This is a genomic window from Chitinophaga sp. Cy-1792, from assembly GCF_011752935.1.
In the GTDB taxonomy this organism is placed as follows: Bacteria; Bacteroidota; Bacteroidia; order Chitinophagales; family Chitinophagaceae; genus Chitinophaga.
The window spans coordinates 1421402-1439730 of sequence record NZ_VWWO01000001.1; the positions used below are offsets into that span (position 1 = coordinate 1421402).

The window sequence follows — 18329 nt, forward strand, 5'->3', positions numbered from 1 at the left end:
ATTAAAAATGCAGCACACAATCGTCAGTATTTCCGCCAGAAATGCCCGCCAGTATGTTAACTAATTGTTATCGGGTATAGGTACAATTATAATATTTATGTAGATGATTATGCTGATTTTATGAATTGCTCCAAATAATTTATTTGGCGATAGCCATCGCGCGCAGCGCGAAACCAACCAGCCGATACCGAAGGTATCGGCTGCAAATACAATACCGATAAGGACTTTTGTCAATTCTGACATCTTTCTAAAAAATATTCCAGCGATGGTGGGGTAAAAAGATTTATCTCCGACACTTAATCAGCATAAAAAGATAGAATCCATTTTATCTAACTACTAAATCTATGCTAATATGATGCTTCGCTGTTTTAAGCGGTTGCTTGTGCTACTTTTACTTGTCGGTGTCGGCATTCAGGCCAGCGCCCAGAAGGCGACTACGGTAAATGACGCTTTGAAAGCAATTACAAAAGAATTCAAAGCTGATTTTGTGTACGACCCACAGGTAGTAAAAAACAAAACTACCAACTACAATCTAAACTTCTCCGGTAAATCCCTGGAAGATGTGCTCAAAGGCGTCCTGTATCCTAATGGACTCGTATTCCTCTACGTTAAACCGAATTATTACACCATCGTCGAAAAAGACAGATTAGGTGAATATCAAAACCCATCTACAAAAGTAGATGATGACAATGCTAAAATATCCAGCCAGAGCAACGAAAAGGTGAAAGTAACCGGTATCATTACCGACGAATCCGGACAACGCATTCCTAATGTTGGCGTGGTGGAAAAAGGTACTACCAACGCTGTTATGAGCAAGGAAGATGGTAGCTATACCATCACTGTTTCTAACGCAAACGCTGTACTGACCTTCACTTCTATCGGATATACACCAGTAACGGAAACCGTTGGTGGTCGTAACAACATCCAGATCAAACTGCAGGAATCTACCAAACAATTAGGTGAGGTTGTTGTAACGGCACTGGGTGTGAAACGTGAAGAGAAAGCACTGGGTTATGCGGTGCAAACCGTTAAAGGCAGCAACATGCAAACCGTTAAGGGTGTGGACCTCGGTACCTCCCTGACAGGTCAGGTGGCTGGTCTGGTAGTGAAGAACTCTACTGAGTTCAACGGCCAGCCTGCACTGGAAATGCGCGGAGAAACCCCACTGCTCGTAATCGACGGAGTTCCTTATGGCAACATGACCCTCCGCGATGTACCTACTGATGATATCGAAAGCATCAACATGCTGAAAGGTTCTACCGCAGCGGCATTATACGGTGCACGCGGTTCTGCCGGCGCTATCATGATCTCTACCAAACGTGGTAAAGAAGATCGCCTCTCCGTTGATGTAAACAGCAATACCATGTTCACACTGGGATACCTCGCTATCCCTAAAACCCAGACTTCCTACGGTCACGGTCTCGGTGGTAAAATCAATACAGACTACGTTTGGGGACCTAAATTGGATATTGGCCAGACTGCTGTTCAATGGAACCCTATCACTAAACAAAACGAGGAAATGCCCCTGGTGTCAAGTGGTAAGGATAACCTGAAAAACTTCATGCAAACAGGCCTGATCACCAATAACAGCATTGCTGTTACCAAAGGTGGTAAGAACGGTTTCTTCAGAGCAGGTGTAAACCATGTATATAATAAAGGCCAGTTCCCTAACCAGAAACTGAATATCCTCAACTATACCATGAGCGGCGAACTGAAAGCTGGTGATAAATTCAGCCTGGAAAGCCACATGGGATATACCCGCACCGAAGCACCACAGCTGTGGGGCGGTGGTTACGGGACCCAGGGCTATATCTATCAGATCCTCATGTGGACCGGTGCCGACTATGATATCAGACAATATAAAGATTACTGGGTTACTCCAAACACCAAACAGAACTGGTTATACAACGCATGGTATGACAACCCATGGCTGATTGCCAACGAAAAACTGAGAAGCACGGAGCAGAATAAACTGAATGCCAGTCTGACCATGAACTACGCGTTCTCTAAAGATCTGAAACTGATGTTCAGAAATGGTTACGATTACTTCAAAAATGAAGATGGCATCAGAAACCCTGCAGGCATCTTCTCTACCAACGGTGCGACTTTCAATACCATCCCTGGTTCTACTACCATGGGTAATACCTTCAACTTCGCCTTCAGCGGTAAAGGTTTATATGGTATGGATGAAACCTGGGGTAACAGTATCAACAGTGACCTGATCTTAACCTATAACAAACAGATTAAGAAATTTAATATCGACGCGTTAGGTGGCGGATCCCTTTTCTACTTTAAAAACAGGGAATTCGGCGCACAAACCAGAAACGGTCTGGCTGTTCCGGGATGGTATTCTCTTGCTAATGCCGTGGCTTCAACTACTGCCGGTGTAGATGCTATCAAAAACAACTATGGTACCTGGTCTAAGCAAACCAACAGTATCTACGGAAAAGTAACTGCATCGTATAACAACTTTGCATATGTGGACTTCACCGGAAGAAACGACTGGAGCTCTACCCAGCCTGCTAGTCAGCGCTCTTATTTCTATCCTTCCGTTGCAGCTTCTGTTGTAATGTCTGAATTTATTAAAATGCCGGAGTGGGTGGACCTGTGGAAAGTAAGAGGTTCATGGACCATCACTAAAACTCCGCTGGATATCTACGCGAATAATCTCTCCTATACAATAAATAATTCATGGGGAAATTCAAGTGCTTCTACGCCTGATAACCTCGCAGGTGCTTCCCTGCTGCCTACCACCACCCGTACCTGGGAATTTGGTACCGCAGGTTACCTGTTCGGTAAAAGACTCCATGTGGATGCGGCCTACTATACCAAACTGTATTACAACCAGCAGCTGAAACAAACACTGGCGCCTTCTTCCGGTTACGCAAGTACCCTGATCAATACGGGTGAAACCTACGCACGTCGTGGTATTGAGCTAACCCTGGATGGTACCGTAATGACCGGAAAGCACTTCCAGTGGAACTCCATGATCAACTTTGCATCACAGCACAGATATTATGTTGATATCGACCCTGTGTATTCCGCAAAGAATCCATGGACGGTTGCAGGTGGCCGCTATGATGTATTTGCAAATACCGGCATGGCAGACAGAGACCCTGATGGAAATGTGATCCACCAGAACGGTAAGCCATTGATGAGCAAATACAGCAAACAATTTGGTTACTCCGACCCTAATTTCACTTTCGGTTTCGTGAACAACTTCAATATCTACAACTTCAATGTAACCATTAGCATCGACGGCCGTATCGGTGGTGTGATGTATGACTACATCTATGCTAAGATGTTTGATACCGGTTCTAATCCTGAAACAGATAACCAATACCGCTACGACGAAGTAGTGAAAGGACTGAAAAACTATATTGGTAAAGGTGTGAAAGTAATCAGCGGTGAAGTAACCTACGATAACTTCGGCCGTATCACTAAAGATACCCGTCAGTATGCGCCAAACGATGTTCAGGTAAGCTACCAGGATTATATGCAGACATGGGGTAACTCTTACGAAGTTGGTGTGATGAGCAAAAGCTTCGTTAAGCTGAGAGAAGTATCTATCGCTTATCCACTGCCTAAAGCATGGTTTGGTAAATCAGGTATTAAAAATGCATCTGTTGCAGTTACCGGCCAAAACCTGCTGCTGCTGACCAAATTTAAATTCGCTGACCCGGATATTGATACTGAAAATATGAACTCCCCTGCGCAACGTATGGTAGGTGTGAACATAAAAGTAGGTTTCTAGTAGAATCATATCGGAAAGCGCCACCAATACTTAATGGTGGCGCTTATCAAAAAACTGAAAAAATGAACAAACATATTTCAAAAATATCTATCATCACAGCACTGGCGGCTGGTATTGGCCTCAGCAGCTGTACCAAGAAGTTTGATCAGATTAACACCAATCCGGATAAACCTTCTACCGCTTCCTCTGCATGGCTGGCTACCAATATCCTGACCTCCGTTACTTCTAAAGATATCGCTTCTGCTACCGACTTCCGTCAGCCTTTCACACTCGGCAAATATATTTGCTGGACTGAACAGGCGAGCGCTTACCAATACAATAAATTTGACAGGGTTTCTTTCAACAGATTGTTAGTATTGAGAGATATAACTGCAATGGTGAACAATACCGCGGCCGGCGATCTGAAAAATTCATATAATGGTTTTGGGCACTTTATCCGTGCATGGCAGTTCTTCCAGACCACCATGCAGGTAGGTGATATCCCTTACTCTCAGGCAGTACAGGGATCTACAGGTGTTATCAAAGCAAAATATGATACACAGAAAGAAGTGTTTATCGGCATCCTGAAAGAACTCGACCAGGCAGATTCCCTGCTGGCAAAAGGTGTTGACTTCTCCGGCGACTTCATCTACTCCGGTAGTGTGGATAAGTGGAGAAGACTCGCAAACAGCTTCCAGCTGCATGTACTGATGAACCTCGTGAAGAAAACCGGCGACGCAGACCTGGATGTTATCAACAGATTTAAAGCAGTGGCTCAGCGTCCGCTGATGAGAGACTACACCGATAACTTCGCTGTAACCTATCAGGCTTCTGCAGGTTATTGCTACCCATGGAGCAATACCGCTGCACAGATCAACTCTTTCGTGATCTATCCGATGATGTCCACCACCCTGGTCGATTTGTTGAAAACTTCGCAGGACAAACGTCTGTTCTACTTTGCAGAACCTACTCCTGCTCAGCTTAAAGCCGGTAAAACGATGTCAGACTTTGATGCCTATATGGGTGTAGAACCTTCTGATCAGTATACTTCTACTACCGACAAAAAAGCTGCCGGTAGCTACTGTGATGTGAATAAACGTTACGTAGAAATGTACAATGCAGAACCTGTTGGCTTGCTGAACTACTGGGATGTACAGTTCCTGTTGGCGGAAGCTACCGTTCGTGGCTGGATCAGCGGTACCGCCGCTGAAACCTACTACGAAAACGGTATCAAAGGCCACCTGAATTTCCTGGCGAAATATGCACCTGCATCCTATGCACATAACATGGCTATCGATGCTGCCTATATCAGCTCATTCCCTGCTACTGTTGCACTCACAGGTACTACAGAAAATCAGATCCAGCAGATCATCACCCAGAAATATATCGCCGGATTCTTCCAGAATTCCGATTTCAACGCCTGGTATGAAAACAGACGTACAGGTTACCCTGTGTTCAAACTGAACAGCAGCACCAACCTGAACGTTCCATCCACCAGCTTCCCGCTGAGATGGATGTACCCTACCAATGAACTGAATTATAACTCGGACAATTTGAACGAAGCTATTCAACGTCAGTTTAAAGGCAATGATGATTGCTCACAATCCATGTGGCTCCTCCAATAATAGGAATATATAACAAGGTTATCAGTTCAAAAAAGCAGTGTCGTATCTACGGCGCTGCTTTTTATTTGTATTTTTCTGACAGATGATTATCATTTTTTAAAATCCCCATTACTTGTTAAACAATACTGTACTCTTTTTTACAACTATTAAATTTCATTTTAACCAGACGAAATTTTTTCATCTTTTTAAAAATAAAAATCAACAATAGCTTGGAAACTTTATATAGAATAGCCTCGAAAGCCCTATCCATTCGAATTGTCAATAAAAATTGAGTGCTAATAGAATTTTAACACGTAATCGGTCAAAAGAATTTCATTATTAGGAGGCACTCTATTATATTCGTCTTAATGAAGACAAACAGGCCAATACCCTTCGAAGTACATCTGACCATTTCCGAAATTACGCAGGAACGCGTGGCCTCATTTTCTGATTGTTGCAACCGGTTGTCGGCCCGCCCCTTACTCATCGAACTCTCAAAAGGTACCTGCATTCAGCAACCAATGCTATATGCGGTATTGTCTACAAACTCCTACCAGGAAGTATTGCAGCAGTGTGATAGTTATACAGAATCGCTGATCGCGAATGATTTTTTTGTAAAGAGAAGTAAAATAGAAATACCCGCAGATCACGCTTTTTCCTGGATAAATGATGGAGATTACCCACCGTATTTTGAGTGGAGAGGAAAAATAGATTTTATAAAAAAAGAGGAACTGATGCGACTTTGCGAGTTGTACAATGTACGTTTATCGCAGAACGCACTACGTAACGACCCCGATAACCGCTTCATCACCCTGCGCGAATATGCAGACGAGGAATTGTTTCAGGCAAGAGTAAAAGCGGTGAAGAACGGCCTGACTAAAGGCGGATGGAACCTGCAAAAGCAGCAGTTCGAGTACTGCATTTACGATACCAACCGCTCCATGGACGCCGGCTGGCTGGACTAAAAAAACTATGTTGATAACTTCGTATATACTATACCGTTAATCCACCAACCCATCTTCCCTAAGCTTACGAAACGCATTGATAACACCAATTACCTGGTGTTCTTCCAGTTTATATTCGGCTTCGCTGAAAAATCGGATAGCTGCAATTTCTGCGGTGGGTTGCGGTGTTTGCTGTAGCTGGCAAATGAAGGCATGCTGCTTCATCAGCACGTCTTTTTCACCGAATGCAGGGGCTTCCATGTAATAATATAGCTGCAGCTGCTCCTTGTTAAGATCGATATCCAACTCTTCTCTTATTTCGCGGTGCAGTGCTTCGAGGTCTGTTTCTCCCGGGTCTACTTTACCTCCGGGCAGGTACCAGGCACCTTTGTTACGGCTGAAAGCCAGCATCAGCTTACGGTTTTCTATTACTATCAGTCCTGCAGTGTTGATATATCTCATGCGCACAAAAATAATTCAATCCTGTAACTACTGCACCAATGCCCGTAGTTTGTCCTGGTCACGTATGGTAATGGCTTTCCCTGCAACGGTGATGAAGCCTTCTTCTATCCACTCATTCAGTGTTTTGAATAAAGTTTCATAGGTGGTGCCGGCGTACGCAGAAATTTCCTGTCTGCTCAGGTTACTCTGGATCGCACCATTTTCATCGGTGCCGAAGATATCCTGGATTTTCAACAGGGCATTTGCCATTTTGCTTTTGGCACTCATAAATACCATATCGCGCATGGCCTGCTCTGCCTTTTGCAGTTCTGAAGCATAAAAAAGTACCATATGGTACGCCAGCTCATGATTTACCAGGAGGGTGGTATGGAAAAATTCGGCGCTTATAAAGCAGGCCTCTACATCTTCTATGACAGTGGCTGTTACCGGGTAGAAATGATCCTGCCCGAGCCCGCGATGCCCCAAAATATCTCCCGCCAGGGCAAACTTCACGATCAGGTCGCGGTTATCTTCGCCCCATTGCTTATGGACTTTCACCTTCCCTGAGTGGATAAAATAAAAGCCTGTCACCTCTTCCGACTCCCTGAAAATCACCGTTCCCCGCTTGAATTTATGAATGGTGGCGTTCGTAGCAATGGCCGCCTGCCACTCCGGTAAGCTGTATCTGGAAAGGAAACAATGGTGGTGTTGCTGCATAATTATATATGTATTTATTGCGATGGCAATAAAATTATCTTAAAAAATAATTAAAAAGATGAATTTTTATTGCCAAGGTAATACTTTTGTAGTCAAATTAAAGTTAATGAAGCACAAAAATATGAACGAAACAATATCCATCGCTCCTTCTCTGGATGGGCACGCCTACGACCCGGAGAAAACAGCAATGGATAAAACCATTTCCGGAAGACTCTTTTATCTGACCATACAGGCCGTGGTAAACGCCTTCATTATCGGACTCATTGCCAAGGTACTGGTATTATTAATCAATCTCATCACCAATATCTCTTTTTACGGCAAGTTTTCAGCTGCCGAAGCAAGTCCTGCCCATAACACATTGGGATTATGGGTAATATTTATACCCATCATTGGCTCCATCATAATCGGTATCATGGCAAGATTAGGCTCAGCTGCCATCCGCGGCCATGGTATCCCGGAAGCAATGGAGCAGGTACTCACCAATGAAAGCCGTATCAAGCCTATCATTACCATCCTGAAACCTTTATCCGCCGCTATTTCTATAGGTACCGGCGGTCCCTTCGGTGCGGAAGGTCCCATTATCTCTACCGGTGGTGCTTTCGGCTCATTCACCGGACAGATCATGCGCATTTCTCCCAACGAGCGTAAAATCATGCTGACGGCAGGTGCCACCTCCGGTATGGCGGCCATATTCGGTACGCCTGTAGCAGCGGTACTGCTGGCGATAGAATTATTGCTGTTCGAGTTTTCCCCTAAAAGTATTATCCCGGTTGCCATGGCATGTGCTACAGGTACGGCCATGCATATCTGGTTATTCGGCAGTGGGCCTGTGTTTCCGATGCCGGTGCTGCAAGCCCCTACGGCGCAGGCGCTGATATGGTACGTGGTGGGCGGCGCCATCATTGGCGTGCTGGCGGCACTGGTATCAAAAAGCATCTATGCAGTGGAAGACCTCTTTGAAAAACTGCCTATACACTGGATGTGGTGGCCAGCCATAGGTGCAGTAGCCATTGGTGTTACAGGCTATTTCGCGCCATACACGCTGGGAGTGGGATATAATAATATCACCGCATTGCTGGGAGGTTCACTACCCCTGAAAATGGTACTGGGGTTATGTTTCCTGAAATTTATTTCCTGGGCTATTTCCCTCGGTAGTGGTACCAGCGGTGGTACACTGGCGCCATTATTAACCATCGGCGGTGCTACGGGCATCTTATTTGGGATGATCGTCCTGCACTTCTTCCCGGAAAGTCAGATTAACCTGCCTACCTGCGCGCTGATCGGTATGGCTGCTATGTTTGCCGGCGCTGCAAGAGCCTTGCTGACAGCGGTTATTTTTGCCTTCGAAGTCACCATGCAGCCACATGGACTATTACCTTTACTGGGCGCTTGTGCTGCTTCTTACTTTGTATCCTTTTTCCTGATGAAAGGCAGTATCATGACCGAGAAAATTCAGCGTCGCGGAGTGGCTACGCCGCATTCTTTTGAACCGGATGTATTGTCGCAGCTTCCTGTGAGCGAGGCTATGGCCAATGCTTCCCAGGAAGATGAACAGGTAGATACCGCTGTTTATATCTACCCGACAGCAAAACTCAATCAGGCGGTGGAACTGATAAGCGCGTACAAACTGCCGGTATTACCCGTGCTCAATCCGGACGATAATACACTGATTGGTATTGTTACACCGCAAACTATCTTTAACGCCTATACGGAATTCAGACAGGCAGGAGATCGTTATCAGCAGGTGATTTCCATTAAGAGAAGAAGAAATAAATTACTGGTAAGAGGTAAGAAAATCTTTAATCAGAAATAAATAGCCGGGGTTAACTCATTCGAATAGCATAGGGATAAATAGGTAATTCTGGTCGCAAATAAAGAAATATTTGTGAACAGAATTACCCTTTATCCCAAAATGGTATATAAGTGTGATGTTTTAAATCCGTAAAATCAGGCCTGCATCATGGGTGGCGGTTGCAGGAAAGTAAGGTCGCTGTTTCCTTGTACAGCGGCTATGGTGGCATCTATTAGCTTGTTTATTTTTTCGGAAGTTTCCGTGTTGGTAATATTTCCCGCCGTATCGATCTTCGTTTTTACGGCAGATATAACCAACTGCATATCTTCACTGATGCTCGATTCAATGATCAGCAGTGTGCCCAGGAGCGACTTATGCGCATGAAATCCCGCTGTACCGGCAGTGATCAATGCTACAGGTTTCTGACTGAAGGCCATATTGGAAACCGCCCAGTCCAGCGCATTTTTTAATACGCCCGGCACCCCGATGGCATATTCCGGTGTACAGATCAGTACGGCGTCTGCGGCACGAACAGCTTCCCTGAAAGCAGTCACCGACGCGGGCGGCGTTTCATTGTCAATATCCGGATTAAAAAAAGGTAAGGTGGTGAGATCATCAAAAAAAGTAACAGCAATCTTATCTGCATATTTTTTTGTGATACCATGTATCAGCTGATGGTTAGATGATTGAGCGCGTGTACTGCCTGATATGGCGAGTACGGATATTTTTTCTTTCATAAGATGCGAAATCCTTTACAAGGTAGCTATTGACCAGTTAGAACAATATCTGCAATATCTATCTGCCTATAGAAGATAAGAATAACCTACGTGGCATTGTTATTGTTGCTATCTGCCGCAATATAATTCCCATGAAGCCAACCCAAAACCTGTACTTTTTGTGGCATTACTATCGTGCGATCAACCTGCCCAACTATGCGTTTTCCATATTTCTTGCATTGTTGGCGGTGCCAGTCACGCCCAAACTACCTTATATGGAAGCCGGTAATAGTGCATCGTCCTTGTCGGTAATACTCAGAGCCTTTGTAATTGCTATGCTTACCGGAGGGTTTCTGTTGTCATTGTTCTTATTTGAACGACGCAGAAAAAATCAATACTATTTCTACCACAACAAAGGCTATTCTAAATTTCAGCTGATCGGATTTGCCTATGGTATAAACCTGTTGATAGGTTTTCTATTACTGTTACTATTTATAATTTTTTATTAAGATGCCGGTACATATTTTAAGAGCAGATAGTATCATTAAAAACTACGGGAAACGTACATTACTCAGGGATTGTCAATTGTCATGTAAAACCGGTGAGGTAGTAGGTTTGCTGGGAAGAAACGGTTGTGGGAAATCTACTTTATTAAAAATAATTTTTGGCACCTGCGATGCACTAAACAGGTATGTAAGTATTGATGAAGAAGCACTTCCTACGCCTTATGCTACAGGAAAGAATCTGGCGTATCTGCCACAGGAAGGCTTTCTTCCCACCAATATTACGGTGGGAGAAATAATTGATGTATATCTCGAAGATATAAGTGCGGCTAACCAGGTAAAGGCACATCCCCGTGTAGCTCCTCATCTGGAACTGAGGCGGGACGAGCTTTCCGGCGGAACCCTGCGTATATTGGAAATACTCCTGGTAATACACCTGGATGTAAAGTTCGTTTTGCTGGATGAACCTTTTAACGGCGTAGAACCGATTTATGTAGATGAAATTATAGGCTTGCTAGAATCTTATCGCGACAACAAAGGATTTATTATTACAGATCATAATTATATGGATATTATCAGGGCGAGTGATAAAATTATATTGTTGTCGGATGGTATTTGCAGATCTATAAAAGATACCAGTGAGTTAGAAAAGTATGATTATGTTCCTTTAGGAACGTTTGACCAGCCTTAGCTTATAAATGGCTGCCATGGCGATGTAGCCATACATGACACCTCCAAGTATTATCGCCAGGTAATCCAGTCCTTTGCAATTGATATAATGTACTTTTTCGTTGATGAACAATATCAGGAAAGAGAATATGGCAGTACCACCCCAGAAAAAAAGTGTATCCTTCAACGTTATATGTGGTAGCGGTTTTTTAACAGGAATTTTAAAGAAATAGTAAAAGAGTATAAATAATCCCGCAACGGAAGTTGCATACTGCATCAGGTACCAGTTAGGTTGTTTGCCGGAATGTTTTTGCAGGAAAGGAATCAGTTGCACAAAATATCCCTGCTCATGCGTAAAGGCATCGAGGAAGAGATGGGAAAAGACGCCCACCATGACAGAACAAATTACCACCAGGAAATGCTGACAGAAATACTGGTGCCAGTTGAAGAAGCGGTATCTCCGGATTCTTGCTGCGGCAAAAGGCGGCGCATATTCCATAATGGGGTATCGCCACCAGTGGTGCCAGGCGTAGGCGAGGAGTATCGCCAGTGGCAGATCATAAATTATTATCCCCGGAAAATGATGACCATCGTCAGCATAGGGGTTCAATCTGAAAAAGTACAGGAAATCAGGTACCATACTCCCTATTATCAGCCCGCTTAGGGAGGCAAATCTTTTTGGTAACCGGTATAGCGGCGCCACAATGGCCGCATGGGATATAGTAAATGGCATGCAGGCTCGGTTAATTAATTAGTGTAACAGATTTTGCCCTGTCGACGGAAAATCGTCCATCATTATCGGCAATTTATCCAATTATTCGAACGTTATACTATTTAATTTTACGAAATATTAAAAAAGATGAACCATGACTACCTGGAAAATTGATGAATCACACAGCGAAATCGGATTTAAGGTGAAACACCTGATGATTACCAACGTAAGTGGCTATTTCACCCGTTTCAGTGGTGAAGTATTGACAGAGAGCGAAGACTTTCATGACGCGACGATTAATTTTGAAGCAGAAGCAAACAGTATCGACACACAAAACAGCCAGCGCGATGAGCACCTGAAAAACGGAGAGTTCTTTGACGCGGGCACCTTCCCGAAAATCAGTTTCAAATCTAAAAAGGTAAAAAAAGTAGATGGCGACCGCTACAAGCTGCTTGGCGACCTGACCATTAAAGGACAGACACACCCCATTGAGCTGGATGTAGAACATGGCGGTGTTACCGTGGACCCATGGGGCCAACAAAAAGCCGGATTCGCCCTGAAAGGCCGTCTGCACAGAACCGATTTCGGCTTACGCTGGAACGCTACCACAGAAGCCGGCGGCATCGTACTCAGCGATGAAGTTAAGCTCCTGATGGAAGTGCAACTGGTGAAATCTTAGGAATCACACCATTCTTCTTATCTTTGGCGCATGAAATTTGAACAGTATAACATCTCGCCGGAGATAAAAGAGAGTTTGGCAGAACTGGGCTTTAAGCGCCCTACAGATATTCAATTCAAAGCCATCCCTTCTATCCTGAAAGGGGATGATGTGATGGCTGTTGCACAAACTGGTACCGGTAAAACCGCTGCCTTCGCGATTCCTGTGCTCCATCGCCTGCAACAGCAGGAGCTTAGATATGATAAACGTAAATATGAAGTGAAATGCCTGGTAATGGTTCCCACCAGGGAGCTGGCCATCCAGATCGCGGAAGTATTTCAGAAAATTGCCCAATATACTGATCTCAGCATACTCGCCCTGGTGGGCGGTGTAGATCAGGACCCGCAAATAAAGATCCTCGAAAAGGGTGTGGATGTACTCATTGCCACCCCTGGCCGTATGTTTGACCAGCTCAATCAGGGCCATATCGATCTCCGGAGTGTACAAACCCTCATCCTCGATGAGGCGGATCACATGCTGGACCTCGGATTTATCCGGGATATCCGCGATGTGATCAAACATATTCCCCGCAATCACCAGACGTTATTCTTCTCCGCTACCCTGGATAAAGACATTAAAGACCTGGCTTATTCCGTTGTGAATAATCCTATCCGTATACAGATTTCCCCGCAGGACCCGGTTTCCAAAAACGTAACGCATTCCGTTGCCTACGTGGAGATGGACGACAAGCGTTTCTTCCTGGAGCGCCTCGTTAAAGAATTCCCTGACAGTAAAATTCTCGTTTTCGTACGTACCAAGGTGCGCGCCGAAAGAGTGGTGGCTGCCATGGAACGTGTTGGGATCAAGTCGCTGGCAATGCACGGTGGAAAAGAACAGGGCGATCGCCTCAATGTGATGGAAGAGTTTAAGAAAGGTGATATCAAATTGCTGATCACCACAGATGTAAACGCCAGAGGTATTGATATTCCCAATGTAGATTATGTGGTGAATTACGATCTGCCGGATGTGCCGGAAAACTATGTTCACCGTGTAGGCCGTACCGGTCGTGGTGTACAGAAAGGAAAGGCAGTTTCGTTTGTAGCCACGGAAGAAAAGCCACTGCTGGAGGAAATCCAGAAATTTATCGGTAAGGAAGTTACAGAAATGAAGATCAACAAAGATGACTACCGTGAAACGATCAGTTTCTCTGAAGATACTCCCAACGATAACTGGCAGCTGTTATTAGACCAGCATAACAAGGAGCTGGAAGAAGGTAAGAAGAAGAAAAAGAAGAAGAAATAATTTCTATTCCTTGAAGAGGCCCGCCCCGAAGGGGCGGAAACCCCAAACTGACATCGAAGATGTCAGTTTAAAAAAACAGCAAAACACAATCAGACATAAACGAAAATGCCGTCTCTACTCAGTAGAGACGGCATTTTTCATTTATAATAATATCAGCTTATTGCTTAACAATTTCAGCATTCACCAGGATATCAACGGTAGGTGCTACTGCATAAGTACCATTAGGCAGTTTGTCAGCATATTTCAGACCGAAATCCAGGCGGTTGATGCTGCTTTTAGCGGTGAAACCAGCTCTTCTTAAACCCCATGGATCTTTGATCACACCATTGAAAGTAACGTCGAAGGCTACACGTTTGGTTGTTTCACGGATGGTAACGTCTGCGAGCATTACATATTTGTTGCCAGCCAGTTTTTTGAAGGAAACACTTTTAACAGTGATGGAAGGATATTTCTCTGCATTGAAGAAATCATCTGTTTTCAGGTGGCCATCACGCTGTGCAACACCAGTGTTGATGCTGTTTACATCGGCAGTGAATTCAATTTTAGCGTTGTTGAAGTTGGTGGTATCAGCAGTTTCTACAGTGCCATTGAATTTATCGAATTTACCCTGAACGAAGTTGATGCCAAGGTGGTTAACACTAAACCCGATAGTGGTGTGAGCAGGATCTGCAGCCCATTTAACCTGAGCAAAAGAGGCAATACCTGCCATCAGTAACATTGCAGTAACTAAGAATGCTTTTTTCATGATGTTGTTTTTATAATATAAAGATTAAAAGCTGGTAGATGATATAACAGTAGAAACTAGTATGAGGTTTGTACTATTATTGTATATACAACAGTTGTGGTAAAAAAAAGGCCTCAGCCCCTTAATTTATCCAGCAGTCTGTCCAGTTGCCGGGCCTCTTCAGGCGTAATGGTCTCCGTCATTTTCCGCTGATTCTCTTCAATAAGCGGGTCCAGTTCGGCCAGTAAAGCGATGCCTTTCTCCGTGATGTCGATTTCCACCTTTCTGCGGTTCTGTTCGCATTGGATACGTGTTAATAATCCTTTCTGACGGAGCTTTTCCACAAGGCGGGTGGCATTGCTCATCCTGTCCATCATACGCTCCTGGATATCCAGCAGGTTCAATGGGTTAGGGCGGCTGCCACGAAGTATACGCAGTACATTGAATTGCTGGGAAGACAGGTCGTATTGTTTCAGCACCTGCGACAATCCTACTCCCACCCAGCCGGCGGTAAATATGATGTTCAGCAGTGCGCGCTGATAATCGTCCTTGAATTTATATTGTTTCAGTTCGTCTTCCAGTTTCATAATAACTACATCTACAACTGTTGTCTATACAACAAAGGTAAATGTATTTTTTTCATCTCTCCAAAAAATCTGGAAAAATTCCCTGGTGCTACTGACATAAGGTTGTCATCTACCGGTTGTTATTTTGTATTAACAAAACACAATCAATATGTTATAAAGATAAAAGCAGAGGCTGGTAAAAGCAGCATCCTTTTACCAGCCTCATCATTTTAAATATTGAATCCTGCATCGATAGTATGTTCTGTACCTGTAATGAAGCTGCTGTCAGGCCCGGCAAGGAACGACACCAGTGATGCCACTTCGTTGACGGTACCGTAACGCCCCAGGGCTGTCTGTTGTGCCAGTACAGGTGCGAAGTCGCTGTTGGCGGGGTTCATTTCGGTATCGGTAGGGCCAGGCTGCACCAGGTTGGCGGTAATGCCTTTACTGCCCAGGTCCCTGGCGATGCCTTTATTGAAACCTGTCAGGGCCGACTTACTCATGGCGTACAATGCACCACCCGGAAAAGCGACTCTTTCGGCCATGTTGCTGCCAATAGTAATGATACGGCCACCTGAGGGCATATGACGTGCGGCTTCCTGCGTAGCCACAAATACGGCACGGGTATTTACCGCCATCATATGTTCATATTCTTCCAATGTATAATCTTCCAGTAACTTATGTGTATATGTACCAGCATTATTAACGAGAATGTCTATACGACCAAACTCTTTTACGGCGAGCAGCACTGCATCGCGAACTGCCGTAGCGGAAGCACTGTCCGCTTTTATGGCTTTGCCCTTCCGGCCATGGTTTTCTATGGCTTTAAGTACTTCTTCCGCGCGTTGTTCGCTTTGTGCATAGGTGATTATAACATCGGCACCTTCTGAAGCCAGTCTGGCGGCTATTGCTGCTCCTATACCACGACTACCGCCTGTAACCAGCGCAACTTTACTATCTAAACGTTTCATGTGTTTTCTGATTTTGTGCAATAAAGGTAGGAGCCGTTGAAACGCCGGAGAAGACGGGAGTTAATTGTTAAATACTAACCTAAATGTTAGTTTTTGACTGGGGTTGAATTTTAAAAATTGCCATTAGCGTATTTTGCCTCCAAAACCAAAGGGCTGCCAACGGCAGCCCTTTGGTTTTGGAGTTTTGCGGGGCCGAAGGCCCGGCTCCCCAATAAAACTTAAAGTAGTTTATAGATACTTCTCTTTAATTACTTTAAAATGGTGCAGCTGGTGCCCGATAATACAGAAACCCATTGCGAGCACGCTCATCTCATATTTCCAGCAAACGCCTACCCTTAGCAAAACCGGATCGCTGAAAGTGGCAAACATGTTTTCTGTGGCAGCCCTGATAATTTTCAGTTCTGTAATCAGGCTATCGAGCGTGCGGGTTTGTGTTAGTCCGCCTGCAGCATATTTATCCTGATCAAACCCTGCCAGAGGCCCACGTTCCTTACGTGCAAAGCTCATGGCCCGGTACAGGTGTACGCGCTCTGTATCCGTGATGTGGAGGATAACATCTTTTAAAGTCCATTTACCGGGAGCATAAGCAAAATCTCCTCTCAGCTCATGGCGGGCAGGATTGAATTTATCAAGCTCTTCTCTTGCATATTGGAATGCTTCCTGCAAGGTTACATCCGGAACAAGATCAATATATCGATCATAGTAATGTGGAGTTGGAAAAATGGCAGTTTTCTTCATGACTTTAATTTCAGAATACTTAGTTTTCTTGTATTAAAGTACTAATCTTTTCGCGCAACTCGGTGCCTGATTTTAATTTTTCTGTCCATTTTAAGATTTCCTTAATATCAGCCGGCTCAGTCGTAAAGTCATCGTCTGAATGGTAAATGGCCGCAGTACCGGGTTTCAGGGTGACAGTGGTTCGCTGGTCTGTTACTTCCAGTGTTCCTCTTACCAGGATCGTACTGACATGCTCCCGGTCATAGGAGATGACATCGAAGTCGGCATTGCTGGTGGTGATATCCGTTACTGGCGTATGTACCGTCAAAATAGCGGTATCGTTGGGTAATAGCCTGAAAAAGGCTTCACCATCAACGAATAATTGTTTTTTCCGGCCGGCGTTCACGAATTTAAAACGTAAGGTCGTTTTGCTGTTAAGAAAGATCTGTGTGCCATCTGCCAGTATCAGGGTATATTTCCTGCCATCCGGTACATACAGCGTGTTCCAGGAGGTAACACCGTTTCCTTTAGGCGTATACGTTACACCTGCCGGCGACGCATATACGACGGCATCAGGTGTCTGGGTAATTTTATAGGAAGTATCTGTAAGGTCTATTATCTGCCCTCCGGAAAGCGTTAAGGTAATTTTATCATTGATGACGGCCTCCCGCTGGGGAATGGCAACGTAAGCTGGTCTTTGTACCCACCACCAAATGGCAGATATCACAGCAAGAATACTGATAATTGTTATCCACACAGCCGGAGTGGCACGTTGCGGACTGTTTTCCATTGCTTGATTACAGGTTTATGTAAATATTATTTAATAATGTCCTGAAAGTACAAATTGGATTGGATATTCGTCTTTTTAGGGTGTTAGAATCCTGTTAAAAACTGCATGGCCATAAAAGAGACCGCCGGGTACGGACAGCGATATGATCACTTTCCGTACCCGGCGGCTGTATTAAATAGATGACCAGGCATTACTGCCAGATCATCGCAGGTAAATTATTTTGCTTTGCGAAGTTGCATTTTACAGTAGCAATAATTGATCAGCAACACCGCGATACAAATGAACAAACCAAAGAATTCTCTGGTTTCTTCTATCCATGGCTTTTCCGCTTTCATTGTTTGCGCAATATTCTCTGCCTGATGTTGCGATACCCAATCAATTACACCGTCTTTTGTAAAGAACAGGTAAATGGCATATCCCAGGTATATGAAGATACCTGCCCAATACCATTTAGGATAAAAACGTTTCCGGGCCGCCTGCCAGCAGAAGTATGCAGCATAGAGGTATATGGGCATCCACACATAAGGATCGGGATCGTTGTATTGTAAGCCGGCAAAGATGATAAACACAACGCAGAAAAAAATATTGAAAACTTTCATCACTTCATGATTAATGATTAAACATACATAAAAACTAACGTAGATGAAATATTTTATGTCGAACGGAAATTTATTTAATAATAGCAGGCTGAGTAAAAAAAACTAAAAAAATGTTAAAAGATGCTTGCTTGAGTTAAATTATATTTATAAATTAGTCGGCGAAAGACTTAT

18 protein-coding genes are annotated in these 18329 nt (G+C 44.2%); 8 read left to right on the forward strand and 10 right to left on the reverse strand.

From position 1 onward, the window contains the following. The first annotated feature begins 382 nt into the window (after positions 1-382). The 3 genes from F3J22_RS05870 to F3J22_RS05880 all read left to right on the forward strand — a co-directional run bounded on the left by F3J22_RS05870 (position 383) and on the right by F3J22_RS05880 (position 6302). The gene (locus F3J22_RS05870) at positions 383-3754 is read left to right on the forward strand and encodes a SusC/RagA family TonB-linked outer membrane protein (protein WP_167015217.1); all 3372 of its coding nucleotides are present in this window, start codon (positions 383-385) and stop codon (positions 3752-3754) included. A gap of 62 nt (positions 3755-3816) precedes the next feature. Continuing rightward, positions 3817-5358, forward strand: coding sequence for a SusD/RagB family nutrient-binding outer membrane lipoprotein (locus F3J22_RS05875; protein ID WP_167015219.1), 1542 nt, complete (start codon positions 3817-3819; stop codon positions 5356-5358). A 347-nt stretch (positions 5359-5705) separates the two neighbouring features. Continuing rightward, positions 5706-6302, forward strand: coding sequence for a hypothetical protein (locus F3J22_RS05880; RefSeq protein ID WP_167015221.1), 597 nt, complete (start codon positions 5706-5708; stop codon positions 6300-6302). Between the two features lie 36 nt (positions 6303-6338). Here the strand turns inward: F3J22_RS05880 and F3J22_RS05885 are convergent, their stop codons facing one another. Then, complete coding sequence (locus F3J22_RS05885; RefSeq protein ID WP_167015223.1) at positions 6339-6743, reverse strand: NUDIX domain-containing protein; 405 nt, start codon at positions 6741-6743, stop codon at positions 6339-6341. 27 nt (positions 6744-6770) lie between these two features. Further along, on the reverse strand, positions 6771-7439 hold the full coding sequence (locus F3J22_RS05890; protein WP_167015225.1) for a Crp/Fnr family transcriptional regulator: 669 nt from the start codon (positions 7437-7439) through the stop codon (positions 6771-6773). A gap of 106 nt (positions 7440-7545) precedes the next feature. On the opposite strand from F3J22_RS05890, the gene F3J22_RS05895 reads away from it, so the two are divergent. Beyond that, positions 7546-9252 carry a chloride channel protein gene (locus F3J22_RS05895; RefSeq protein WP_167015227.1) on the forward strand — a complete coding sequence of 569 codons (1707 nt, stop codon included), beginning with the start codon at positions 7546-7548 and terminating at the stop codon, positions 9250-9252. Positions 9253-9386: 134 nt separating this feature from the next. Here F3J22_RS05895 and F3J22_RS05900 read toward each other — a convergent pair whose 3' ends face one another. After that, positions 9387-9968 (reverse strand): NADPH-dependent FMN reductase, encoded by a 582-nt coding sequence (locus tag F3J22_RS05900; protein ID WP_167015229.1) that lies wholly within the window; start codon positions 9966-9968, stop codon positions 9387-9389. Positions 9969-10099: 131 nt separating this feature from the next. Here F3J22_RS05900 and F3J22_RS05905 point away from each other — a divergent pair, with 131 nt between their 5' ends. Together F3J22_RS05905 and F3J22_RS05910 are read left to right on the forward strand one after the other, a co-directional pair. Next, a complete protein-coding gene (locus tag F3J22_RS05905; RefSeq protein WP_167015231.1) occupies positions 10100-10456 on the forward strand; it encodes a hypothetical protein in 357 nt (118 codons plus the stop codon). 1 nt (position 10457) lies between these two features. Then, complete coding sequence (locus F3J22_RS05910) at positions 10458-11141, forward strand: ATP-binding cassette domain-containing protein (RefSeq protein ID WP_167015233.1); 684 nt, start codon at positions 10458-10460, stop codon at positions 11139-11141. On the opposite strand, the gene F3J22_RS05915 is transcribed toward F3J22_RS05910, so the two are convergent. Next, complete coding sequence (locus tag F3J22_RS05915; RefSeq protein ID WP_167015236.1) at positions 11118-11852, reverse strand: DUF4184 family protein; 735 nt, start codon at positions 11850-11852, stop codon at positions 11118-11120. The genes F3J22_RS05910 and F3J22_RS05915 overlap by 24 nt on opposite strands. A gap of 133 nt (positions 11853-11985) precedes the next feature. Here F3J22_RS05915 and F3J22_RS05920 point away from each other — a divergent pair, with 133 nt between their 5' ends. Beyond that, positions 11986-12510, forward strand: coding sequence for a YceI family protein (locus tag F3J22_RS05920; RefSeq protein ID WP_167015238.1), 525 nt, complete (start codon positions 11986-11988; stop codon positions 12508-12510). 30 nt (positions 12511-12540) lie between these two features. Next, on the forward strand, positions 12541-13791 hold the full coding sequence (locus F3J22_RS05925) for a DEAD/DEAH box helicase (protein ID WP_167015240.1): 1251 nt from the start codon (positions 12541-12543) through the stop codon (positions 13789-13791). A 157-nt stretch (positions 13792-13948) separates the two neighbouring features. On the opposite strand, the gene F3J22_RS05930 is transcribed toward F3J22_RS05925, so the two are convergent. From F3J22_RS05930 to F3J22_RS05955, 6 genes are all read right to left on the reverse strand, one after another. Then, complete coding sequence (locus F3J22_RS05930) at positions 13949-14536, reverse strand: YceI family protein (RefSeq protein ID WP_167015242.1); 588 nt, start codon at positions 14534-14536, stop codon at positions 13949-13951. A gap of 113 nt (positions 14537-14649) precedes the next feature. Further along, complete coding sequence (locus F3J22_RS05935; protein ID WP_167015244.1) at positions 14650-15102, reverse strand: MarR family winged helix-turn-helix transcriptional regulator; 453 nt, start codon at positions 15100-15102, stop codon at positions 14650-14652. A gap of 209 nt (positions 15103-15311) precedes the next feature. Beyond that, positions 15312-16052: a 3-oxoacyl-ACP reductase family protein gene (locus tag F3J22_RS05940; RefSeq protein WP_167015246.1), complete on the reverse strand. Its 741-nt coding sequence runs from the start codon at positions 16050-16052 to the stop codon at positions 15312-15314. Positions 16053-16280: 228 nt separating this feature from the next. Beyond that, the gene (locus tag F3J22_RS05945; protein ID WP_167015248.1) at positions 16281-16790 is read right to left on the reverse strand and encodes a DinB family protein; all 510 of its coding nucleotides are present in this window, start codon (positions 16788-16790) and stop codon (positions 16281-16283) included. A 19-nt stretch (positions 16791-16809) separates the two neighbouring features. Further along, the gene (locus F3J22_RS05950; protein WP_167015250.1) at positions 16810-17559 is read right to left on the reverse strand and encodes a FecR domain-containing protein; all 750 of its coding nucleotides are present in this window, start codon (positions 17557-17559) and stop codon (positions 16810-16812) included. 215 nt (positions 17560-17774) lie between these two features. Beyond that, positions 17775-18158 carry a transmembrane 220 family protein gene (locus F3J22_RS05955; RefSeq protein ID WP_167015252.1) on the reverse strand — a complete coding sequence of 128 codons (384 nt, stop codon included), beginning with the start codon at positions 18156-18158 and terminating at the stop codon, positions 17775-17777. Positions 18159-18329: the final 171 nt, after the last annotated feature.